The 21,504-nt window shown below is 70.0% G+C and carries 17 protein-coding genes; 10 read left to right on the top strand and 7 right to left on the bottom strand.

Annotated elements, in window-relative coordinates; translation table 11 throughout:
* Nucleotides 1-467: 467 nt before the first annotated feature.
* Together WMF46_RS25865 and WMF46_RS25860 are read left to right on the top strand one after the other, a co-directional pair.
* Nucleotides 468-1,646, top strand: a complete 1,179-nt coding sequence (locus WMF46_RS25865; protein ID WP_437979640.1) for a cytochrome P450 — start codon at nucleotides 468-470, stop codon at nucleotides 1,644-1,646.
* 301 nt (nucleotides 1,647-1,947) lie between these two features.
* Nucleotides 1,948-2,868 carry a transposase gene (locus WMF46_RS25860; RefSeq protein WP_437979639.1) on the top strand — a complete coding sequence of 307 codons (921 nt, stop codon included), beginning with the start codon at nucleotides 1,948-1,950 and terminating at the stop codon, nucleotides 2,866-2,868.
* 314 nt (nucleotides 2,869-3,182) lie between these two features.
* Here the strand turns inward: WMF46_RS25860 and WMF46_RS25855 are convergent, their stop codons facing one another.
* Nucleotides 3,183-4,430: a hypothetical protein gene (locus tag WMF46_RS25855; protein WP_437979638.1), complete on the bottom strand. Its 1,248-nt coding sequence runs from the start codon at nucleotides 4,428-4,430 to the stop codon at nucleotides 3,183-3,185.
* Nucleotides 4,431-4,587: 157 nt separating this feature from the next.
* On the opposite strand from WMF46_RS25855, the gene mazG reads away from it, so the two are divergent.
* Together mazG and WMF46_RS25845 are read left to right on the top strand one after the other, a co-directional pair.
* Entirely contained in the window at nucleotides 4,588-5,442 is an 855-nt protein-coding gene (mazG, locus tag WMF46_RS25850) for a nucleoside triphosphate pyrophosphohydrolase (protein WP_437979637.1), read from the top strand.
* A gap of 356 nt (nucleotides 5,443-5,798) precedes the next feature.
* Nucleotides 5,799-6,194 (top strand): hypothetical protein, encoded by a 396-nt coding sequence (locus WMF46_RS25845; protein ID WP_437979636.1) that lies wholly within the window; start codon nucleotides 5,799-5,801, stop codon nucleotides 6,192-6,194.
* 135 nt (nucleotides 6,195-6,329) lie between these two features.
* On the opposite strand, the gene WMF46_RS25840 is transcribed toward WMF46_RS25845, so the two are convergent.
* Together WMF46_RS25840 and WMF46_RS25835 are read right to left on the bottom strand one after the other, a co-directional pair.
* Nucleotides 6,330-6,782, bottom strand: a complete 453-nt coding sequence (locus tag WMF46_RS25840; protein WP_437979635.1) for a hypothetical protein — start codon at nucleotides 6,780-6,782, stop codon at nucleotides 6,330-6,332.
* Between the two features lie 306 nt (nucleotides 6,783-7,088).
* Nucleotides 7,089-8,861, bottom strand: coding sequence for a phosphoenolpyruvate carboxykinase (GTP) (locus WMF46_RS25835; protein ID WP_437979634.1), 1,773 nt, complete (start codon nucleotides 8,859-8,861; stop codon nucleotides 7,089-7,091).
* On the opposite strand from WMF46_RS25835, the gene WMF46_RS25830 reads away from it, so the two are divergent.
* Together WMF46_RS25830 and WMF46_RS25825 are read left to right on the top strand one after the other, a co-directional pair.
* The gene (locus tag WMF46_RS25830) at nucleotides 8,860-9,093 is read left to right on the top strand and encodes a hypothetical protein (protein WP_437979633.1); all 234 of its coding nucleotides are present in this window, start codon (nucleotides 8,860-8,862) and stop codon (nucleotides 9,091-9,093) included. The two genes, WMF46_RS25835 and WMF46_RS25830, sit on opposite strands and share 2 nt — an antisense overlap.
* Before the next feature lie 19 nt (nucleotides 9,094-9,112).
* Entirely contained in the window at nucleotides 9,113-10,105 is a 993-nt protein-coding gene (locus tag WMF46_RS25825) for a sigma-54 interaction domain-containing protein (RefSeq protein WP_437979632.1), read from the top strand.
* Nucleotides 10,106-10,200: 95 nt separating this feature from the next.
* Here the strand turns inward: WMF46_RS25825 and WMF46_RS25820 are convergent, their stop codons facing one another.
* Nucleotides 10,201-10,809: a hypothetical protein gene (locus tag WMF46_RS25820; RefSeq protein WP_437979631.1), complete on the bottom strand. Its 609-nt coding sequence runs from the start codon at nucleotides 10,807-10,809 to the stop codon at nucleotides 10,201-10,203.
* Nucleotides 10,806-11,393: an RNA polymerase sigma factor gene (locus WMF46_RS25815; RefSeq protein WP_437979630.1), complete on the bottom strand. Its 588-nt coding sequence runs from the start codon at nucleotides 11,391-11,393 to the stop codon at nucleotides 10,806-10,808. The genes WMF46_RS25820 and WMF46_RS25815 overlap by 4 nt, the downstream gene beginning before the upstream one ends.
* 287 nt (nucleotides 11,394-11,680) lie before the next feature.
* Here WMF46_RS25815 and WMF46_RS25810 point away from each other — a divergent pair, with 287 nt between their 5' ends.
* From WMF46_RS25810 to WMF46_RS25795, 4 genes are all read left to right on the top strand, one after another.
* Entirely contained in the window at nucleotides 11,681-13,321 is a 1,641-nt protein-coding gene (locus WMF46_RS25810) for a SulP family inorganic anion transporter (RefSeq protein WP_437979629.1), read from the top strand.
* 78 nt (nucleotides 13,322-13,399) lie between these two features.
* A complete protein-coding gene (locus WMF46_RS25805; RefSeq protein WP_437979628.1) occupies nucleotides 13,400-16,459 on the top strand; it encodes a YbcC family protein in 3,060 nt (1,019 codons plus the stop codon).
* Nucleotides 16,449-17,882, top strand: a complete 1,434-nt coding sequence (locus WMF46_RS25800) for a proton-conducting transporter transmembrane domain-containing protein (RefSeq protein ID WP_437979627.1) — start codon at nucleotides 16,449-16,451, stop codon at nucleotides 17,880-17,882. Before WMF46_RS25805 ends, WMF46_RS25800 begins: the two co-directional genes overlap by 11 nt.
* Nucleotides 17,879-19,426 carry a complex I subunit 4 family protein gene (locus WMF46_RS25795; RefSeq protein WP_437979626.1) on the top strand — a complete coding sequence of 516 codons (1,548 nt, stop codon included), beginning with the start codon at nucleotides 17,879-17,881 and terminating at the stop codon, nucleotides 19,424-19,426. Before WMF46_RS25800 ends, WMF46_RS25795 begins: the two co-directional genes overlap by 4 nt.
* Before the next feature lie 50 nt (nucleotides 19,427-19,476).
* Here the strand turns inward: WMF46_RS25795 and cysK are convergent, their stop codons facing one another.
* A complete protein-coding gene (cysK, locus tag WMF46_RS25790; protein ID WP_437911032.1) occupies nucleotides 19,477-20,367 on the bottom strand; it encodes a cysteine synthase A in 891 nt (296 codons plus the stop codon).
* Nucleotides 20,368-20,552: 185 nt separating this feature from the next.
* Nucleotides 20,553-21,413 (bottom strand): endonuclease/exonuclease/phosphatase family protein, encoded by an 861-nt coding sequence (locus WMF46_RS25785; RefSeq protein ID WP_437979625.1) that lies wholly within the window; start codon nucleotides 21,411-21,413, stop codon nucleotides 20,553-20,555.
* Nucleotides 21,414-21,504 lie beyond the last annotated feature (91 nt).

The following is a 21,504-nucleotide window of genomic DNA, read 5'->3' as shown; positions in this document are numbered from 1 at the left end:
GCCGCCCTCAACCCGGGTCGAGCCGCCGCCCTCAACCCGGGTCGAGCAGAACTCCCGCGCCGCCCTCAACCCGGGTCGAGCAAAACTCCCGAGTTGAGCAGCTTTTCGTCGTCAGGGATTCTACGAACCACCATGGACGGATCTCGGCGCGTCCGTGGCGTGTCACCGTCTGATCGAGCGCCATGAAGGCGCCGGTCTATGGCGTGCGAAGGTCGACCGTCATCGGCGTCGATCGCCGCAGATCGCCGGCAGCGACAACAGCGACAGCGACAGCGACACAACCACGGTGCGGGCGTCGGGCGTCGTCGTCGTGACCAAGACCAGGCGGGGAGCACCTACAGGGCCCGCACGCGAAGCCGACGTGGGAGAAGCGTCCGCAATAACCGCTCTTCCACACCTACGTTCCAGCCGAAGTCATGGCAAAGCGGCTTGATCCGCGTTTCGATATGGAATACTAGGTTTTATGTATGCTGCCTCGTAAGAATCTATTTTCTTTCACCTCGAAAGACCCTTCGGCGTTCGGGATCCATCTCGCCGCTGCGGCGAGGGAGCACTCCGTCTATTTCGACGAGGGACTCGGCGTGCCGGTCGTACTCCGCGGGGCCGATGTGGCCGCGGTGCTGCGCGACAGCGAGACCTTCAGCACCCGGGCCTACGACACCGGGATCATGAAAGGGACGCTCGTGACGCTTAACGGTGAGTCGCACACGCGCATGCGGCGGCTCTTCAACGCGGTCCTCTCCCCACGCGTGATCTCCCGCTACGAGGAGGCGACCGTGACCCCGGTGGCGCGCAGGGTCGTGGAACGGCTCGTGCGGAAGGAGCGGGCGGATCTTTTTGATGATTTTGCGATGTCGATGCCCATGGGCGTGACGAGCGCCCTCTTCGGGCTCCCGGAGGAGCGGATCGCCGAGAATGACGTGCTGATTCGCAAGATGATCCGCAGCGTCGTGATGCCGCAGGATCCCGTCGTCGTGGCCGAAGGGCGGAGCGCCCACGCCGCGATGGAAGCGCAGCTCCGGGAGATCGCCGAGCGCGAGGTGGCGCACCCGAGCGATACGCTGCTCGGCGAGATCGCGCGGGCGATCGTCGCGGAGGGCCTGGGCGGAGTGGATGCGTGCGAGGGGGTCGTGCTCACGTTGATCCTCGCCAGCTACGAGACGACCAGCTGGATGCTGGCCAACCTGCTCGTGGCGCTGCTCGCCCACCCCGACGCGATGAACCAGCTGCGTCAGCAACCTTCGCTCCTGCCGCAAGCCATCGAGGAGTCGACCCGCTGGTGCAACAGCGCGGCGGGCATCGTGCGGTTCGTCGAGCGTGAGGCGACGATCGGCGGCGAGACGCTGGCTGCGGGGACGATCCTCTACCTGTCGCTGATCGCTCGCCATTACGACGAGGAGATCTACCCGCGACCGGAGACCTTCGACATCCATCGACGACCCGTGGGGATGCTGAACTTCGGCGGCGGTCCGCACTACTGTGTCGGGGCGCCGCTTGCGCGGATGGAGGCGAGGATCGGCGTGTCGCTCCTGCTCGATCGCTTTCCGGCGCTGCGGGCCGATCCGACCGTGCAACCGACGTTCTCAACGGTGCCGCGCGGCGCGGCCGCGTTCGGACCTGACCAGATTCCGGCGCTTCTCGTGTAATTTTCGCGACCCGCGACCTTCGCGACCCGCCACGACCCCACACGCACACGACCCGACCCAGGTTGGCGGCGGCCCGACTCTGGCGCGATCCGACCCCGCGATCCGACCCAGGTTGCGAGGCGGGACGGCGGCGGCGACCCGACCCACGTTGTGGACTTTACCGACTCTACCCGGGTCGGGCGATCCGAGTGGCATGGCGGCCGCCACCCCTGGCGTGGGAGCCGCCACCTTCGGGGCACGGCAATTTCTTGAAATGATTGACTGCGATCTCTGGCACAGCGTTTGTTGATGTGGACGGGCCATGAGCCACCCCCGCGAGATCGCGCCCGGCGCTACCTATATGATCACCCGTCGCGTCTTGCGTCGGCACCTGCTCTTTCGCCCCGACGCAGCCATCACCCAGCTCCTGGTCTACGCCCTCGCGGTCTCGGCCCCGCGCTTCGGGATCGAGGTTCACGCGTTCTGCGCGATGTCGACGCATCTGCACCTGGTCGTGACGGACGTGAATGGAGTCCTGCCGCGCTTCTTGCAGTTCTTTCATCGTATTGTGGCGCTCGGGACCAAGGTGCTTCGCGCGTGGGAAGGACCGGTATGGGATCACGAGGCCACGAGCGTCGTGCGACTCCTGACGCGCGCTGCCGTGGTGGAGAAAATAGCCTATGTACTCGCAAACCCTGTAGCCGCTGGCCTCGTCCGGCATGCGCGTGAGTGGCCGGGGGCGAAAGTCGATGTGGGAGAGCTCGGCTGCGGCGTGCTGCGAGCGGCGCGTCCCGTGGCGTATCTTGACCCGGAAAATCCACAGTGGCCCGAGGAAGTGACGTTACCTCTCGCGTTGCCGCCGGCGGTAGAGCAGGACAGCGTCGATGACTTTCGCCACGAGGTCGCCGTCGAACTCAACGTACAAGAGGCGCAGGCCCATTCGGCGCTGCAGCAGCAGGGGCGTCGTTTTCTTGGTGCTGAGCGAGTCACCAAGATCTCTCCGTACGAGCGCGTAACGAGCTTTGAGGCGCTGGGTGAACGCAATCCGACCTTTGCAGTCGGCCGCGAGCAGGGGGACGCACGACGAATCGCTGGCGCCGCTGTGCGGGCGTTTCGCGCGTCGTACCGCGCGGCGCTCGAACGGTGGCGCGCCGGGGTGCGCAGTGTGGTATTTCCGGCGGGGACCTGGTGGATGTGCACGTTCCACGGCGCCAGCACGAGCGATTTCGGGCTTACCGTGTAGATATCGGGTGGCGAGCTTCACAGCGGCGCAGAACAGGAAGGGGCGGCTCCGACGGGTCGTTGCCGTCTCGTGGGAACATCCGTTTGGAGGAGCTGACGCGGGCGGGCGAAGTGGTCATAGGGCGCTGCGCGCACGCCTACGAACGGGGGATGCGGTGTCGATCGCGGATGGATCGGCCCCGGGTGCCGCTGATTGCGTTTGATCAGCGGACGCCGATAGTTTACCAGTTGTTGGGACGATCTGGAGCGGCTCGCCGTGCAGAACGCATGCTTGGCATCCGTTGAGCCGAGCCGTTGCGGACAATACTGTCGCGGTCAACCTGGGTCGCGCATCCGACTTGTTCCGACTGTGAGCCCCGAGAAGGCTTCCGCGAAGCGGCGCCGGAGATCCGTATCCACGATCAGCTTGTCGCGCAGGGTTCGGGACATCTCAACATGGTAGAACGGTGCGCCCATCTGGCGCGACCAGCGTGCTTGCACGTTCGTGGCACCGCCCAACCTATCGATCTCCGTGGGGTAGGCGAGGACCTTTCCATCGTTGATGAACGCCCGTAGAGGGGCGAGCAGCCGGTCCAGCGCGGCGCCGTGCCCCACCGCGCTGGCGATAATGGCGGCATTCGGAGCCGAACGGTCTTGAAAGCCGTGCAGCTGCACGGTGGGCGTGCCGGGGAAGCTCTGGAGCAGCGCCCGGTGCACGGACAGGAAGAACGAACGCTCGGCGTGGGCGACGTCTGCGAAGGCGAGCGACGCAATCAGCCGCTCTCGGGAAGCACGGTTATCTTCACGAGCGCTGCCGCCGGTGCCCTGGGCGCCGCCTTGCGTGGTGTTGCCGTCGACGGCTTCATCACCGCCGTCCTCGCCACCAGCGCCTTCCGTGCTCTCGTCACCATCCGCGGTGTGACCCGGGTTGCGCCCGCCCCCGACAGCGGCACCCAGGTTGGGGCGCCCGCCCCCGACAGCGGCACCCAGGTTGGGGCGCCCGCCTTCTTCATCGTCCGCGCTGGCGTTGCGTGGGTTGGGACCCCCGCCGTACCGGTGCGACGTATTCACGATCAGCGCGCGCGCCCGTTGCGCCTCGAAGATGGCCAGCGCGACGGGCAGCGTTCCCTGATCGAAGAACGTGTGCGGCGCCTCGACGATCAGCGGCACGGCCGCTCCTACGCGCAGCACGACCGCGGCTGCCCCGCGGCGGCGCGTGCCGTCCTCGGACAACACCCACAGGTCGCGCCCGCGGACCGCCCGCAGCGCGAACCCCGGTGGTGCGGCCGGCGGCGGCTGCCTGTTCTGCGCGGCGAGCCCTGCCGCCGCGATCCATGCGGCGTACGTCACCTCCTCCGCGTCGTCCGGCGGCTCTGCGATGAGGTGGCGCCCGCCCTTGCGCAGCGGGGTGATCTCCTCGTCCAGCACCTCCTGCTCGCCGCTGTTGACCAGGGCCGCCGTCACGGGCTCCTCCGCCGCTGCTCCCGGGTTCGGCGCCGCACCCGGCGCGCTCCCGATGCTCCGACACACCCCCTGCGAGCAGCCGGCGATCGCGAACAGCACCACATAGCCTGCGCTCTTCATGGTCGTCCTCGTCGTCGGAGCCGCGATGCCCTCCGTACTTTTCTCATGCTACGGCCTCGGAAGCCAGGATGACGCTCTGCGATAGCGCGCCCTGCATCGTCTCCTCTTCCTCTTCGTCTGCTTCCGGAGCGGGGGCGGTTTGCGCTAGTAGCACTGCATGCCTCGTTCCTTCGAGCCCGTGCAGGCACCGCCGCTCCCCGAGCAGGTCGGTCGTACGTTTCCGCGCATGGTCGAGCTGATGCAGCGGCTCCTCGCACCGGACGGATGTCCTTGGGATCGCGAGCAGAGCTTCGCGACGCTCAGGCGCTACGTGCTCGAGGAGGCGTGCGAGGTCATCGACGCCATCGACGGCGGCGACCGCAAGGAGCTGTGCGCCGAGCTCGGCGATCTCTTGCTCCAGGTCGTCTTCCAGGCCGAGCTCGCCCGTGCCGAGGGGGCGTTCGGGCCGGACGATGTGATCGCTGCGATCTGCGAGAAGCTCGTGCGGCGCCACCCGCACGTGTTCGCGGACGAGAGCGCCGAGAACGCCGACGAGGTGCTTCAGAACTGGGAGCGCATCAAGGCGGACGAGCGGGCGAGCCAGGGGAAGGACCGCGGCGTGCTCGGCGGCGTTCCCCGCAGCCTGCCGGCGCTGACCCGGGCGCAGCGCGTAGGCGAGAAGGTCGCGCGCGTGGGTTTCGACTGGCCGGACGCGCGGGGCTCGCGCGCGAAGGTGGACGAGGAGCTCGGGGAGCTCGATCGGGCCCTCGATAGCGGCGATTTCGCCGCGATCGAGGAGGAGCTCGGGGACGTGCTCTTCGCGCTCGGGAACCTGGCGCGCCACGCCGGCGTCGACGCAGAGGGGGCCCTGCGTCGGACGATCGACAAGTTCACCCGGCGCTTCGATCACGTCGAACGGCGGGTCATGGAGCGGCACGGGGGCTGGCCTGTCAAGGCGTCCCACGACACGCTCACGCTGGAGGAGCTCGACGGCTACTGGGACGAGGCCAAGCGCGCGGAGCGACAGACCTGACCGCGGCGCGCGCACGGTCTTGGCGAGATGCGCGCCGGGGAGCATCCGGCGTCATGTACGCGGCCTCTCAGCGAGCGGCCAACCTCGGGCGAGCTGCGCTCCGGCGGCGTCGCGACCGACGCGACGCTGCCTCCGCTGGCCGGCCTTCGGAGCGGTCAAGTAGGCGCCGTCGCGTCAAAATGCGGTCTGATCAAGACGAAATTCATGTAATTCTTTCCCATTTGTCGCGTCAATCTGTCGTTTTGAGCCGCTGATCTCCGAAAGGGTCGTCAGCTCTTCCATCCCGATAGGCGCGTCCTCAAGGTTCTTGCGCCTTTCACCAGGCGGCCCACGGCTTGCTAGACGCCCGGGCAGCCATGGCAAACCGCTCTTCCGCCAGGTTGCTCCACGTCGCCGTCGTCGCGGACAATCCAGAGACGATCGACGCGCTTCATGCCTACTTCAGCCAGGCCGGGGTCGCGTCGAACGGCAAGAGGACATTGAACGACGCGACCAGGATGGCGCCCGCGGCGACCGCCCTGGTTCTGTTTCCCGACGACTTCGATCCTGGCGACATCGTGACGTTCATCACGTCGCTGCGGAGCGCGCGACCGATGCTCCTCATTCTCCTCGTGACGGGCACACCACAGTCCTTTCGCTCCGCGCTGGGACCGGACGGCCACTCCTTGCCACCCATGGTGCTGCCGAAGCCGGCGTTTGGCTGGACCATCCTCGACGCTCTTCGTGCGCACGCTCATTCGGAGCCCCGATGACTGCTTCGATAATTCGCCGGGATTCACCTCCTGATGGCGCAATGTCCACCGCGCCCGCTCACCTTCGTGAACGCGATCCTCGATCGGCTCGGGATCGCGTGATGCGCAACGATGCGTCACGCGCCGTCGTGGTGATCAGAGCTCATCCGCGCGTAGACCCGGACCGGCAGCCACGAGGCGCGCCTTTCGCCACATCCGCAGGACGTTTGGGAGCTCCCGATCGACGCGGACTTCGTCATAGCTGTCAGGTACCCGCCCGCCGAATCCGTTGTACGTCAGGAGATAGGTCCCGAGCGGCGCCTCGTTGAGGAGCTCTTCGGCGGCCGCAGTGTCGCGCTGGTATCGATCGACGCCCAGCTCGACGTCTTCATCGAGGTGGTCTTCCCGTCCGAAGAGATTCTCGCCGAACGGGTTGAAGAAGTAGTAGGCGTCCGCGCGAGGAACTTCCGCGCTCCCCAGGGCGGCTTCGACGAAACGAACGCGGTCCTCGATCTCGTAGACCCGCGCGAGGCTGCGCGCCGCCATGACGAGCCGAGGTCGCTGTTCGATCCCCGTGAAGTGGCTGCGTCCCGCCAGCGCCGCCGCCACGCAGAACTTGCCGGCGCCCGACCCGACATCGACGACGGTGCGAACGTCGAGCTCGTCCAGCCACCGGGCCGCGCGAACAGCGACCTCGATCGGCGTCCAGAACTGAGCGGAGACGCGGCGTAGCTCGTCAGGAAGGAAGCGGTCGAAGTCGTGATTTCTGGGGCTGCGCCCCGCTCGCAGCGCCGCCGCGACGGCACCTGCCAGCGGTCCGGCCGCGCGGCCATCTACGGAGGAATGGTTTCTGTCACGACAGACGTCCGCCGCCGAAGATTTTATATGGTTTTCCACGAGTCCTCCCTGCTCAGCTCAATGCAGCGAATCGTGCAGCCGCTTGACGAGCGATCGGTGCTCGGCCAGCAGCGCCGCGGGGAGTCGATCCGCGAACTTGCGAAGGAACTCGAGGACACCGTCGGCCTCCCTCAACCACGCGCCGCTGTCGACCGCGAGCAGCTGGAAGAGCGCGTCTTTCGAGAGGTCCATCCCGGTCAGATCGATTCCCCGTTCATGCGGAAGGAGGCCAATTGCGGACTCGCGCGCGGACGCCGTGCCCTCGACACGCTCGAGGATCCACTTGAGGACGCGGATATTGTCGCCGAACCCGGGCCACAGGACGCGCCCGTCGTCCCCCGTCCGGAACCAGTTGACATGAAAGATCTTCGGCGGACGACTGAGCCCTTTCCCAACGGCCATCCAGTGCGCAAAGTAATCGCCCATATTGTACCCGCAGAAGGGGAGCATCGCCATGGGATCGTTTCTGAGGACGCCGACAGCGCCGGTCGCCGCGGCGGTCGTCTCGCTCGCCATGGTCGCACCGACGTAGACGCCGTGACGAAAGCTCCGCGCTTCGTAGACGAGAGGGGCGAGCTTCGAACGGCGCCCCCCGAAGAGGATGGCCGAGATCGGCACCCCCGTGGCGAGATCGAAGGCGCCTGCCGCGCTGGGACACTGCCGCAGCGGGACGGTGAAGCGCGAGTTCGGATGCGCGGCAGGTGACGCCGCGGCGCCTTTCGTCCACTTCGCGCCGCGCCAGTCTTCGATGACCTCATGCTCGTCGAGCTGGGACATCCCCTCCCACCATACGCGACGGCCCGCGCGCAGCGCGACGTTCGTGAAGATCACATCGTGCGTGAGCGACTGCATCGCGTTCGGGTTGGTCCTGAGGCTGGTCCCTGGCGCGACGCCGAACATGCCGTTCTCCGGGTTGATGGCCCAGAGCCGTCCGTCGCTGCCAGGGTGCATCCAGCAAATATCGTCACCGACCGTCTCGACCTTCCACCCGGGGAGCGAGGGGACGAGCATCGCCAGGTTGGTCTTGCCGCACGCGCTCGGGAAGGCAGCCGTGACGTAGTGCGTGCGCCCCTCGGGGCTCGTCAAGCCGAGGATGAGCATGTGCTCGGCGAGCCAGCCTTCCGCGCGCGCTTGCGCGCTCGCGATGCGCAGCGCATGGCACTTCTTGCTGAGCAATGCGTTGCCGCCATACCCCGAGCCGATGCTCCAGATCTCGAGGGTCTCGGGAAAATGGACGACGAAGCGCCTGTCCGGCGAGAGGTCCCCGAGGCTGTGGATGCCACGAACGAAGCTCTCCGCTGCGCCGAGGTGACCGAGCGCCGCGCGGCCCATGCGCGTCATGATCCGGAGGTTGAGAGCGACGTACGGGCTGTCGGTAAGCTCGACCCCGACGCGGCTGAAGGGCGACCCCGCGGGGCCCATCAGGTACGGCACCACGTACATCGTCCGGTCCTTCATCGCGCCTGCGAAGAGCGACCATACGCGCGTCTGCGCCTCCTCTCGGCTCATCCAGTGGTTCGTGGGCCCCGCGTCCTCCTGTCGTGGCGTCGAGATGAAGGTGAGGTGCTCCGTCCTCGCGACGTCCGTTGGATCCGATCGATGCAGGAATGAACGAGGGTGGGTCCGTGGATCCAGCTCGATGAACGAACCGGAGAGCGCCATGTCGCGCTCGAGGGTGGTCCGCTCCGCCTCGCTGCCGTCGCACCAGCGGATACGTGCGGGTCGCGTGTGTTCGGCGATCGCCTGGACCCAGGCGCGGAGCGCGCGGTTCGTCGTGGGAGCTTCGTTCATGGTCTTGGTCTTGGTCACAGCAGAATCCGTGCCGGAGCAGGGGCTGGCCGTGAACCGCGCCAGGAGCGCTCGAAGCGGCGCGCTTTCTCGGCATTTTCAAGGCGAACAGCCGACGAATTTCGCCAGTCGAGGGGCGACGTGGATCGCTGGAGCCGATCTCGTGGTCGGGCTTGCAGGCTACGACAAGATCGCTCAGTATTTCTCGCGTGGGAGAGCGAAAACGACGACCTGACGTGGTGTTTGAGCCGATCATGCGCTCCCACGCCATGAAGAAGGCGGACCAGATCCTTCGCGCCGTCGCCGCGAAGGACGTCACCCTGACGCTGATCGGCGAGAGCGGCTCCGGCAAGGAGGTGCTGGCGAGGCGCGCGCACGAGCTTTCGGAGCGCCGGCGGGGGCCGTTCGTGCCCATCAATTGCGCGGCCATCCCCGACGCGCTCTTTGAAAGCGAGCTCTTCGGTCACGAGCGCGGCGCGTTCACCGGGGCGAGCGAGCGAGCGAAGGGCAAAGTCGAAGCGGCCGAGCGAGGCACGCTCTTGCTCGATGAGATCGGTGATATGCCGATGCCGATGCAGGCGAAGCTCCTGCGATTCCTCGAAAACCGCCGGTACATGCGCGTCGGCGGCTCGACGAAGATCGAGGCGGATGTCCGGTTGATGTTTGCCACGCTACGACCCCTCGATCAGGAGGTGCGCGCGGGCCGTTTTCGCGCCGACCTGTTCTATCGAATCCAGGGCATCACGCTCAATGTCCCCGCTTTGCGTGAGCGACGCGCTGACATCGCGCCCCTGCTGAATCAGTTCACCGCGCAGCACTCGGCGCGACACGGGGTTCGCCCGCCGAGGTTCAGCCGGCAGGCCAAGGCGCTGCTGCTCCGTTACGACTGGCCTGGCAACGTGCGCGAGCTCCGGAACGTCGTGGAGACGCTCTGCTTGCTCCGGGATGGCCGGCAGGTGCGCGTGGCCGATCTGCCCGAGAGCGTCCGTTCGCTGGTCGTGCCCGAAGAAGCCGCCGCGGGCGTGTCCTGCGCCAGCACCTCGCCCGCGCTCGACCTCGACGACGGATTGGAGTCGCTCATCCAGCAGATCGTCCAAGCGGCGCTGGAGCGCGACGGGGGCGACAAGGTCAAGGCGGCGGCGCGACTTCGGATCAGCCTGAGGACGGTGCAACGCTACGTCGCAGCGGGGCGCGTGCGGGTGCCAAGCAGGCCTGTCCGTGGAGAGCAGAGGGCGGCGAAGAAGTGAGCCGCGTCGGCCCGACTACCACCTGGGTTGGGGCTGCCCGCAGGTCGCGGTGACGACCGGAACCACCCAGGTTGCGGTAACACGTCTCGCTGGGCTCACTCGCGTTCAGCTATCAGAACGAAGCGCTCGCGAACGCGCGCCTCGTTCGACTCGTGACGGACGTGGATCTCATACCGGCCCGGCTGAGCCACGGCCACGCCGAGCGGCGCGTCGCCGCGGTAGCGCGTCAGCCTGTGCGAGCAGCGCTCCTGCCGGCAGTGCTGCTCCAGCGATCCACCTGCGCCGTCGGGCAACCGCACGCGCACGTGCTCCGGCACCTCGAGCTGGACCACCGCCGGCTCGTCCGCGTGGCGGTGGGTCCACAGATCGAGGTGCGTCCACGCGTGCCCTTCGTCAGGCAAGGCGACGGCGCGCTCCTCGGATCGCTCGATCGCCGGAGAGCACGCGCCCCTGTCGCCCGCCACGAAGACGGCGACCGCCAGCGCGGCGAGCGCCGGGGCCGCGATGAACACCCTCCACCCGCTGCGGTCGCTCGCCCGCTGAGAGCGCGCGCCGCCGGCCGCCGCCGGGCGCTCCGGTCGCTCGGGGAGCTTGCTCAGCGCGCGCTCGACGAGCGCATCGGAGGGGCTCATCGAGCGCAGCGCCCGCATGCTCGCCGCGAGATCCGGCGGAACGGGAGGCAGATCGTCGTCGCGCTCGCTCACGTCGAACCCTCCCGCTCCGCGACGGCGCGCGGCGCCGCCAGACGCTCGTAGGCGTCGCGCAGCCGCGCGCGCCCTCGGGCGTGGCGGCTCTTCACCGTCCCCTTGGGGATCCCGAGGAGCTCGGCAACGCTGTCATACCCGACTTCCTCGATATCGCATAGCACCACAACGGTGCGGAATTCCTCCGGCAGCTCCTGGAGGCACGCAAGGAGCACTCCAGTATCCTGGCTCAAGATCGCGGCCGCCTCCGGGCTCGAGACCTCGGCGCGAGGGAGGATGCCGAGCGCGTCGGTGCACGCCTCGACGAGCCGATCGAGCAGGCTGCGGCGCCGCGCCTCGGTCCGGTAAGCCTCCAAGTACTCGTGCCGAGCGATCCCGCAGAGCCAGACGCCGAGGTCGGAGCGCCCCTCGAAGGACGCCGCGTGCAGGTAGGCCTTGAGCAACGCGTTCTGGAACAGATCGTCCGCCTGGTCTCGCGCGCCGCAGAGCGAGGCGCAGAATCGATAGAGCCGAGGGAGCACCGGGCGCACCGCCGACTCGAACTCCGCGCGCGATTCGCCGAGGGGGGGTCGCGATTCGGTCATGAGGGCCGCTCGAGCATCTAGAGCGTCGAAGGCCGGAACTCTAGCGTGGAATGGACGGAGGGGTAGCGCCCGCCGCTCGCGCCACGAGGGGGCGAGCGACGTCACCCCGAAGGAGGAAGAAATGTCCATCGGCCGCCCTGGGACGGAACGGATCCGCGCCGAGGTTCCTGGGCGCCGTACGAAATCGTCACCCCGAGCGGGAACCTCCGGCCGACTGGTCCCGTCCTGGGCCGTGTTCTGACGAACAGCGGGCCCACATGGTGCCCGAACTCCAAGGCGAGCACCGCATGTCCAATCCGAACATTTCGAGGGCGTCGACGTCCTCGGCGTCCACATGGAGGAACGACCTGGTTTCAGGGTTCCTCGTTTTCTTGATCGCCCTGCCGCTCTGCCTGGGCATCGCCATGGCGAGCGGGTTCCCCCCCATCGCCGGCGTGCTCACCGCCGTCGTCGGTGGCATGGTCGCCACCTGGCTCGGCAGCGCGCCGCTGACCATCAAGGGGCCCGCCGCGGGCCTCATCGTCATTGCGCTGGGCGCCGTTCAGGAGCTCGGCGGCGGGGACAACGCGGTGGGCTACCGCCGCGCGCTCGCCTGCATCGCCGTCGCAGCGGTGACACAGATCGTCTTCGCCCTGGCGCGCGCGGGCACGCTCGGCGACTTTTTCCCCTCCTCGGTGGTCCACGGCATGCTGGCGGCCATCGGGATCATCATCTGCTCGAAACAGGTCCACACGCTTGTCGGCGTCACGCCTGCGGCGAAGGACCCGCTCCACCTGATCCTGGAGATCCCGCGCAGCCTGTTGCGCCTGAACCCCGAGATCGCCTCGATCGGCATCCTCTCGATGATCCTCCTCTTCGGCTATCCAGTGATCGCCAAGAGAGCTCGCTGGATGCAGAAGATCCCCGCGCCGATGCTGGTGCTGGCGCTGTCCGTGCCGCTCGCCTATCTCTTCGATCTCGAGCACGAGCACACGTACACGCTCGCGGCGACCCACACGACGTACGCCATCGGGCCGAGCTTCCTCGTCAACCTGCCAGGCAACCTCGTCCAGGCGATCGTCTTCCCGGACTTCAGCCACGTTGGCACGCCCGGGTCCATCAAATATATCGTCATGTTCTCGCTGGTGGGCAGCATCGAGTCGCTCCTGTCCGCGAAGGCCGTCGACGCGCTCGATCCAGCGAAGCGCCGCTCCGACCTCGACAAGGATCTGCTCGCCACGGGCGTGGGCAACCTCATCGCGGGCCTGCTCGGCGGGCTGCCGATGATCTCCGAGATCGTTCGCAGCTCCGCGAACATCGGCTACGGCGCGAAGAGCCGGTTGTCCAACTTCTTTCACGGGACCTTCCTCCTCCTCTTCGTGGCCTTCGCGCCGGGCCTCATCCACCGGATCCCCCTCGCCGCGCTCGCCGCCATGCTCACCTTCACGGGCACCCGCCTCGCGTCGCCCAAGGAGTTCGCGAAGACGCTCCGCATCGGCAGGGAGCAGCTCGTCATCTTCGCCACCACGGCTGCGATGTGCATCGTCTCCGATCTGCTCGTCGGCGTCGCGGCCGGCATCGCCGTGAAGCTGCTCATCCACCTGACGAACGGCGCGCCGCTGCGCGTCCTCTTCCGCTCCGAGGTGGACGAGCGCGTCGAGGAGGGGCGGGTCGTGCTGCGCGTCAAGCACGCCGCCATCTTCAGCAATTACCTCAGCATCCAGCGGAAGATCGAGAGCCACGCGCACGTCTCGAACATCGAGATCGACTTCGCGAATGCTCGCCTGGTCGATCACACGGTCATGTCCAACCTGCATGAGCTCCAGGGCGTGATGGAACGAAATGGGCGGACATTGACCCTCGCCGGCCTCGGCGATCATTTCCAGATGTCATCCCACCCGCTCTCGGCGAGGAAGCGGCCTGTCATCAGCCCCGTCGCCGAGCGCTGAATCGAGTCGAGACACCATGGCGCGAAAGAGGGGAGCGCGCGTGGGGCTCTCCAGGTACAACCGCCACTCGGGAACCCCATGAACAGCGAGCTCTCTCAAGATCTTCGCGCGAGCGCCGCCCGGCAGAAGCACCTGCGCGACGTGGTCGAGCACGCCGGACACCTCCTGCCGGCGCAGGGGCCTATCGGCGTGTTCGTCCACCACAACACGTTGCACGCGTTCCAGCACCTGCCGTTCCATGACGCGCTCGCCGCGGCGAGCGCCGTCTTCGAGGCCGAGCCGTATCTCTCCGAGGCGGACTACCGCGCGCACATCGCGTCGGGTCGGATCGGCGACGAGGACCTCGAGGCCGCGCTCGCCGGGCGGTTCGCCGCGCAACCGGACGAGCGGCGAGGCCCGCTGTCACGGCACGAGATCGAGCGGCTCGCGCTCCGTCATCCGATCGACGCCGAGACGGCGGCGGGCCTCCTGTGGCGTATCTCCGAGGCCGGGGAGACGCGCAGGCTCCGGGCCGACGTCCCCGACGAGCGACGCCGGCGCATCGTCCAGAGCACGGAGCGCTGGCTCGCGGCGCGCCCGGAGATCGCGGCGCGCCTCGTCGACCGGGGGGGCCGTGATCCGGAGTCGCGCGCCGCCCTCGCGCTCTGGGACGCGTGCCGCGCCGTGCCGCTGCCGCCCGCCCCGCCCCTGGAGCCGCCGCTCGTCGAGCGCGTGGGCGCCGACCGGTCGCACCGCGATCTGCTGGTCGAGCTGGCCGGCGAGGATCCGGCCGAGCTCGTCGATCCGCTCATGATCCGGTTCCTCGGCGCCTACCTCGACGAGGGCATTGCACACTGGACGATGCCCGATCGAGCGGAGGGGCTCTGGCGCTGCTTTCGCGACATGGCGCTCGAGGGCTCCCGGCTGGCCGCCCCGGCCTTCGTCGGGCTCGACGCGGAGCTCCGCCGGTTCGACGCGGAGGCGCTGTCGCCGCCCGCCATCGCCGTCCGCGCCCTCGAGGAGCTCTCCGTCGCCGAGGATCACTGGGACGTGTACGTGACACGCGTGCTGCTCGAGCTGCCGGGCTGGGCCGGCATGATCCACCGCCTCGAGCACACGCCGAGCGATCGGCCTCCGGGATCGCCGCCCGTGTCGCTGGTCGAGTACCTCGCCGTGCGCCTGACGCTCGCCCGGTACGCGCTGCGCGACGTCGCGCGCCGGCGGCTGGGGTACCGAGGACCGCTCGCCGGCCTCGTCGAGCATGCCCGGCGCGCCGCGCGGCCGCCCGCGCCGCCGTCGAGCTCGCCTGACCATGCGCGGCCGTTCCGTCTGTTCCAGCTCGCTCAGCTCGCCGGCCTCTCGGCCGCCGAGATCGAACCGCTGTCCAAGGCGGAGCGCGTCTGGGCGCTCGAGGCGCTCGAGGCGTTCGACGAGATAACGCGGCGCCGCGTCCTGCACGAGGCCTACGAGCACCACCACCGGACCGAGGTCCTGCACGGGATCGCCGCGAACCTCCGGCGCCCCGAGGAGGAGCGCTCCGTGGAGGCGCCCCGCTTCCAGGTCGCGTTCTGCATCGACGACCGCTGCGAGGGCCTCCGGAGGCATTTCGAGGAGCTCTCGCCGCGGCACGATACCTTCGGCGTGGCCGGGTTCTTCGGCGTGCCGATCCGCTACCGCGGGCTCGACGACGCCGGCCACGTGAGCCTCTGCCCGGTCGGCGTGGAGCCGGCGCACGAGATCGTCGAGCGGCCGCACGAGGAGGAGGCGGGCTGGCGGCGAAAGGCTCGCCGCAAGCGCTGGGCGCGGCTCCTGCACGCGCTGGGGCGCGGTACCCGCACCATGGCGCGCGGCGTGCTGCTCACCCCGACCCTGGGCCTCCTGTCCACCGTCCCGCTCGTGGGACGCACCCTCTTTCCGCGGGCGGTGGCGAGGCTGCGCCGCGCCCTCGAGCGGCGCCTGCTCCCGCCGGTGCCGACGCGGCTCCACAGCCCACAGGACGAGGGCTCCGCCGCGGGCGGCGAGGGGCAGCCGTTCACCGCCGCGGCCAAGGCGGCCCGCGTGGCCGCCACGCTGGAGAACATGGGCCTCACGCGCGGCTTCGCGCCCCTCGTGGTCGTGCTCGGCCACGGGGCGACCAGCGTGAACAACCCGCACCAGTCGGCGTACGACTGCGGCGCGTGCGGCGGCCGCCACGGCGGCCCGAACGCGCGGCTGTTCGCGGTCATGGCGAACGATCCCGAGGTCCGCGCGCTGCTCGCCGCGCGCGGGATCGACATCCCGGACGGGACCTTCTTCCTCGGCGGCATGAACAACACGACGACGGACGAGATCGTCCTCTACGACCAGCACCTCGTGCCGGCGTCCCACCGCGGCGAGCTCTCGGCGCTGATCGGAGCGCTCGACGCCGCGCGCCAGCAGCACGCGCACGAGCGCTGCCGGAGGTTCGCGTCGGCGCCGCGCGAGGGCGACGCCGCGCGGGCGCTCGCGCACGTGGAGGCGCGCGCCGCGGATCTCAGCGAGGCGCGGCCCGAGCTGGGGCACGTGACCAACGCGGTCTGCGTCGTCGGCCGCCGCTCGCTCACCCGCGGGCTGTTCCTCGACCGCAGGGCGTTCCTCGTCTCGTACGACCCGACCCAGGACCAGGGCGGAGCGATCCTCGAGCGCATCCTGCTCGCGGTCGGCCCGGTCGGGGCAGGGATCAACCTCGAGTACTACTTCTCCTGCGTCGACAACCGCCGTTACGGCGCCGGCACCAAGCTCCCTCACAACCTCGCCTCGCTGCTCGGGGTCATGGAGGGTTCGCTGAGCGACCTGCGCACCGGGCTGCCGAAGCAGATGATCGAGATCCACGAGCCGGTGCGCCTGCTCGTCATCGTCGAGGCGAGCACGGACACGGCCGCCGCGCTGTACGCGCGGCAGCCGGCCCTCCGCGAGCTCATCGGCAACGGCTGGATCCAGCTCGCCTGCGTCGATCCGGCGACGCGCCGGATCGCGTGCTTCACGGGCGACGGCTTCGCGCCGTTCTCTCCGCCGGATCAACCCTTGCCCGCGGTCCAGCGCTCCGCCGACTGGTACGCCGGGAGGTCCGGGTTCGTTCCGCCTGCGCTCATTCGAGCCGCGTCCACGCGGCCACGTGAGGTCGTCGACCATGCTGTCTGATGTGCTCCTCGGAAGGCTCGCCGCGCTCGCCGTGCTCTCTCCGGCGGCGGCGTTCGCCGCGCTCGGCGCCTACCTGCTGCTCCTTCGCACGCCGAGCGAGCGCGTCGTGTCGCGCGTCGTGCTCTCCACGCTCGCGCTCTCGCTCGCGGCCTCGCTGGCGATATGGCTCTCGGCCGTCTCGGCGCCCTACGCGTTCGTCCCGGTGGCGCTCGGCCACTGGTTCGAGCTCGGCGACTATGCGTTCGAGGTCGTCCTGCTCGTCGATCGGCTGTCGGCGACGATGATGCTCCTCGTCTCGCTGATCGCGCTCCTGGTCGGCAGGTTCTCGGTGGCGTACCTGCACCGCGAGCCGGGCTTCGCGCGCTTCTTCCTGCTCCTCGCGCTGTTCTCGACGGGGATGCTGGGGCTCGTGTCGGCGGGCACCGTCGACCTCCTCTTCGCCGGCTGGGAGCTCGTCGGCGCGACGAGCGTGCTGCTCGTGGCCTTCTTCCACGAGCGCGAGGCGCCGCCGCGGGCCGCGGTGCGGGTGTACATCACCTACCGGCTCTGCGACATCGGGCTGCTCGGGGGCGCGGTGCTCATGCACGACGTCGCCCGCTCCTCGCAGTGGGGCGAGGTGTTCGGCGGCTCGCCCTGGCCCGGGACCGCCGCGTCGCTCGGGCCCGGCGCGGCCACGGCGCTCGCGCTGTGCCTGTTCCTCGCCGCGATGGGCAAGAGCGCGCAGTTTCCTCTGGGCAGCTGGCTGCCGCGGGCCATGGAGGGGCCGACGCCATCGAGCGCGCTCTTCTATGGCGCCATCTCGGTGCACGCCGGGGTGTACCTCATGCTCCGCGCGGCCCCGCTGCTCCAGCGCTCGCTCGCCGCGAGCGTGGTGATCACCTGCGTCGGGGCGGCGACGGCCGTCTACGGCACGATGGTGGGGCGCGTGCAGGCGGACGTGAAGGGCGCGCTCGCGCACGCGACGATGACGCAGGTGGGGCTCATGTTCGTGGAGATCGGGCTCGGGCTCTACTGGCTCGCGCTCGTCCACATGTTCGCCCACGCCTGCCTGCGCTGCCTCCAGCTGCTGCGCGCCCCCTCGGCGCTCCGCGACGCGCAGGACATCCGGGCCGCGCACGCCGGCGAGCCGCTGCCGCACCTCGGGCTCGCGGGCCGGCTGCTGCCGGCGGCGCTCGTGCGGCGCGCGTACTGGCTGTCGCTCGACCGCTTCCACCTCGAGGGGCTGCAGGAGCGGCTCGTCGCCGCGCCGCTGATGCGCCTCGGGCGCCTGCTCGACCGGAGCGAGCGCCGCTGGGTGGCGGCGCTGAGCGGCTGGCCCGAGCGCGCCCCCGCGGCGCCCGGCGACGAGCGCGCGCGCGAAGAGACAGAGATCGCGGCGGCCTTCCAGCCCCGCGCGCGCGATACGAAGAGGGCTCGCACGTGAACGCCTTTCCGCTCCTCGGGACGCTCATCCTCACGCCCGCGATCGCGGCGCTGCTCGCCGCCCGGGCGCGCAGCGACGAGCGCGCCCGCCGCGTCGCCCTCATCGGCGCGGCGCTCACCCTGCTCCTCTCGCTGCTGCCGCTCGCGCTCTCGTACGCCGGCGTCGCGCTCACCGCCGGGGGGCCCGCCTTGCCGCTCCTCGGAGCGCGCCTCCGCCTCGGCCTCGACGGCTTCACCATCACGTTGCTCCCGCTGCTCGGCCTCGTCCTGCTCGCCCTGATCGCCGCGAGCCCGCGCGCAGCGATCGATCCGCCCGGCGCCGCCGCGCTGCTCGTCACCGGCAGCGCCATCCTCGGCGTGTTCTGCGCGGTCGATCTCGCGGTGCTCGCGGCCGCGTGGGTCGCCGCCCTCGTGCCGGTGGATCGCCTGGTCGCCAGGAAGGGCGCCCACGACCCGCTCCTCCGGCGCACCTGCCGCATCTTCCTGCTGGGGGGCACGGCGCCGCTCGTCGTGGCGATCGGCGCCATCGCCGTGCTCGCCGCGCGCCGGGGGGCCGCCCTGCCGTTCGACGTCGAGGAGATCGCCCGCGTCGGCGTCCCCGAAGCATGGCAGTCGCCGCTGTTCGCGCTCGTCGGCATCGCCGTGCTGATGCGCATGGCCGCCGTGCCGTTCCACGGCTGGCTGCCGGTGCTGCTGGAGCGGGGGCCGCTCGGCGTGACCATCCTGCTCGCCCAGATGCAGGTCGGCGTCTGCGTGCTCGTTCGCGTGGGGGTGACGCTCCTGCCCGTGGGCTGCGCCGACGGCATGCCGATCCTCGCCGTGCTCGGCCTGATCAGCGCGCTGCACGGCGCGGTGCTCGCGCTGGTCCAGACCGATCTGCGCCGGCTGCTCGGCTACCTCGTGGCGAGCCAGAAGGGGCTCGTGCTCCTGGGGGTCGCCTCGCTGAGCCCGCAGAGCGTGAGCGGCGCGCTCCTGCAGAGCGTCGCCCTGTCGATCGCGATCACGGGGCTCGCGATGGTCGTCGGCGCGATCGAGGCGCGCGCCGGTACGGCGGACACGCGGGAGCTCGGCGGCCTCGTCGCCCGGACGCCCCGCATGGCCGCCTTCTTCTTCCTGCTCGCGTGCGCCATGATCGGGATGCCGGGGGCGCTCTCGTTCGTGAGCGAGGACCTGCTCCTGCATGGGATCTTGCACGCCCATCCCGTGCTCGCGGTGCTGGCGCTGACGGCGGCGGCGCTCAACGGGATCACGCTGTTCCGGGCGTTCCAGCGGACCTTCCTGGGGCCGCTCCGGCGCCACCTGAAGGGCGCCGCGGTGGAGGCGCTCGTGCTCCGCGAGCGAGCGTTCCTGCTCGCGCTGGTCGCGCTCACCGTGGTCCTCGGGGTGGCCCCGGCGCGGCTGATCGCGATCCATGCGCCGGTGGTCGAGCGGGTACTCCACGACGTGGCGCACGGCGCGCAGGCGCGCCTCGCGGCAGCGGCGAACCGCCGCTCCATCGACGCGGACGGCCGAGCGCCCCGGCGTGACGGACGACCGTCGCCCTGAGCCGCGTCCGGCGGATGGCGCGCGCCGCGCTCGCCGCCGCCGGATGTGGCTCAGAGCAGGTAGCGCTCTCCCGAGTCGGGCAGCACGGTCACGATCGTCCCGCGCACCCTGCGCGCGATCTCCACGGCGGCGTGGACGTTGGCGCCGGAGCTCGGCCCGACGAGGAGCCCCTCCTCGCGGGCGAGCCGCCGCGCCATGCGCGAGGCGCCCGCCTCGGTCACCGTCAGGATCTCGTCGATGAGCGATCGCTCGAGGATCGCCGGGACGAAGCCGGGGCCGAGGCCCTGGATGCCGTGGGGGCCGGGGCCTCGCCCGGAGAGCACGGCGCTCTTCGTCGGCTCGACGGCGCAGATGCGGACCGCGCCGCCGAGCTGATCCCGGAGCACGCGCCCGCAGCCGGTCAGCGTGCCGCCGGTGCCCACGCCGACGACGAAGGCCGCGATGTCGCCGCCGGTCTGCGCGAGGATCTCGAGGCCGGTGGCGCGCGCGTGGGCGCCGGGGTTCGCCGGGTTCTGGAACTGCTGGCTCATCCAGCCGCCGGGGGTCGCCTCGCAGATCTCGATCGCGCGGGCGACCGCGCCGGCCATGCCCTGGCCTTCGGGCGTGAGGACGATCTCGGCGCCGTACGCGCGGAGGACGTGCCGGCGCTCGACGCTCATGTCCTCGGGCATGACCACCACGCAGCGGTAGCCGCGCACGGCGGCGATCATCGCGAGGCTGATCCCCGTGTTGCCGCTCGTCGCCTCGACGATTGTCGACCCTCTCCTGAGGATCCCTTCGCGCTCGGCGCAGAGCACCATGCCGAGCGCCGCCCTGTCCTTGACGCTGCCGCCCGGGTTCATCGACTCGAGCTTGGCGTAGACGACGCCTCCGCCCTCGGGCGAGACCCGGGCAAGGCGGACGAGCGGCGTGCCGCCGATGAGCGACAGGGCGTCCGGCACGACCGGACCGACGCGGACCGCGCCAGCAGGCGGAGGAGCCGAGCTCTCACCAGGCGCGTCGGGCGGACTCGGCGGTCCGTCGCCCGGTGCTCGAGGGGACGACATGCCGCCAGTGTACACGTGAACAGGGCATCCCCGGGCAACGTGCCGGAGCGCACGCCCCGTGAGGGGCGCCGGCCACCGCTTTACATCGAGATCTCCGAGAGAACCCCGTAATGATCCGAAGCGGCGACGCCGTTGCGGATCTCCTCGAAGACGACCCTCGACGAGAGCGGCTTGCCTCGCCCCTGCGCGTCCGGACCGCGGACGAAGACGTAATCGATGCGGCGCGGGTACTCGTTCGTGATGGCCGCGAACGGGTTCCGCACGGGATCGAAGGTGAATCCGGGGCCCTTGCCCGTCTGGTCGAAGGTGTCGGCGAAGTACACGCTCTTCTGGTTCAGGGCGTGCAGCCCCTTCATGAACCGGATCTCCGTGGCCTCGGGCTGCGCGTTGAAGTCGCCGACGACGATGGGCGGCAGGCCCTCCATGGGCGCCTCGCGCATGACGATGTCGGCCACGGCCGCGACCTGCGCCTCGCGCACGGCGCCGTGGTGGAACTTCCAGTTGAGGTGGGTGACGAAGAACGGGATCGCGCCGTGGGGCGACCCGAGCTCGGCGAGCAGGAGCGAGCGCTTCTCGTCGGTCTCACCCGTGGGCAGGGGGAACGCCTGGCTCCGCGCGATCGGCCAGCGCGACAGCACGGCGTTGCCGAAGAGCACGCCGCCGCCGAGGTCGTGCGCGGCGCCGAACGCGACCTCGTAGCCGAGCCCGTCCGCGATGCCGTCGGCCAGCGAGCGGCCCTCGTACGACAGCACCTCCTGGAGGCCGACCACGTCGGGATCGAGCTCGCGGAGGCCCTCCCGGATGACCTCGAGGCGCGCCTCCCACGGGTCGTGGCGGTTCCAGATGTTCAGGCTGAGCACCCGGAGGGAGCTGCGAACACGGATGCCGGATCCGCCGTGCGGGGAGCCGCTGATCCCGGAGCCTTCTCGAGGACGTTCCATGTCGACGGGCTACGCCAGCTGCGCGCCCGGATCCAGCCGTGATACGAAGGGCCCGGCGCAGGCCGCTGCCCCTCCGGCGCGGAAGGGCGGC

It is taken from the genome of Sorangium sp. So ce117 (genome assembly GCF_051524395.1).
GTDB classification, from domain to species: domain Bacteria; phylum Myxococcota_A; class Polyangia; order Polyangiales; family Polyangiaceae; genus Sorangium; species Sorangium cellulosum_B.
The sequence above is the reverse complement of the archived record's forward strand: the minus strand, read 5'-3'. Positions and strand labels throughout refer to the sequence as shown.

Excerpts from the sequence above, each read along its gene's own strand:
- WMF46_RS25810 (WP_437979629.1), top strand. The coding sequence starts at position 11,681 with ATGTCCAATCCGAACATTTCGAGGGCGTCGACGTCCTCGGCGTCCACA.
- WMF46_RS25830 (WP_437979633.1), top strand. The coding sequence starts at position 8,860 with ATGGTCTTGGTCTTGGTCACAGCAGAATCCGTGCCGGAGCAGGGGCTG.
- WMF46_RS25855 (WP_437979638.1), bottom strand. The coding sequence starts at position 4,430 with ATGAAGAGCGCAGGCTATGTGGTGCTGTTCGCGATCGCCGGCTGCTCG.
- WMF46_RS25800 (WP_437979627.1), top strand. The coding sequence starts at position 16,449 with ATGCTGTCTGATGTGCTCCTCGGAAGGCTCGCCGCGCTCGCCGTGCTC.
- WMF46_RS25805 (WP_437979628.1), top strand. The coding sequence starts at position 13,400 with ATGAACAGCGAGCTCTCTCAAGATCTTCGCGCGAGCGCCGCCCGGCAG.
- WMF46_RS25785 (WP_437979625.1), bottom strand. The coding sequence starts at position 21,413 with ATGGAACGTCCTCGAGAAGGCTCCGGGATCAGCGGCTCCCCGCACGGC.
- WMF46_RS25835 (WP_437979634.1), bottom strand. The coding sequence starts at position 8,861 with ATGAACGAAGCTCCCACGACGAACCGCGCGCTCCGCGCCTGGGTCCAG.
- WMF46_RS25815 (WP_437979630.1), bottom strand. The coding sequence starts at position 11,393 with ATGACCGAATCGCGACCCCCCCTCGGCGAATCGCGCGCGGAGTTCGAG.
- WMF46_RS25865 (WP_437979640.1), top strand. The coding sequence starts at position 468 with ATGCTGCCTCGTAAGAATCTATTTTCTTTCACCTCGAAAGACCCTTCG.
- WMF46_RS25825 (WP_437979632.1), top strand. The coding sequence starts at position 9,113 with ATGCGCTCCCACGCCATGAAGAAGGCGGACCAGATCCTTCGCGCCGTC.
- mazG (WP_437979637.1), top strand. The coding sequence starts at position 4,588 with ATGCCTCGTTCCTTCGAGCCCGTGCAGGCACCGCCGCTCCCCGAGCAG.
- WMF46_RS25845 (WP_437979636.1), top strand. The coding sequence starts at position 5,799 with ATGGCAAACCGCTCTTCCGCCAGGTTGCTCCACGTCGCCGTCGTCGCG.
- WMF46_RS25860 (WP_437979639.1), top strand. The coding sequence starts at position 1,948 with ATGAGCCACCCCCGCGAGATCGCGCCCGGCGCTACCTATATGATCACC.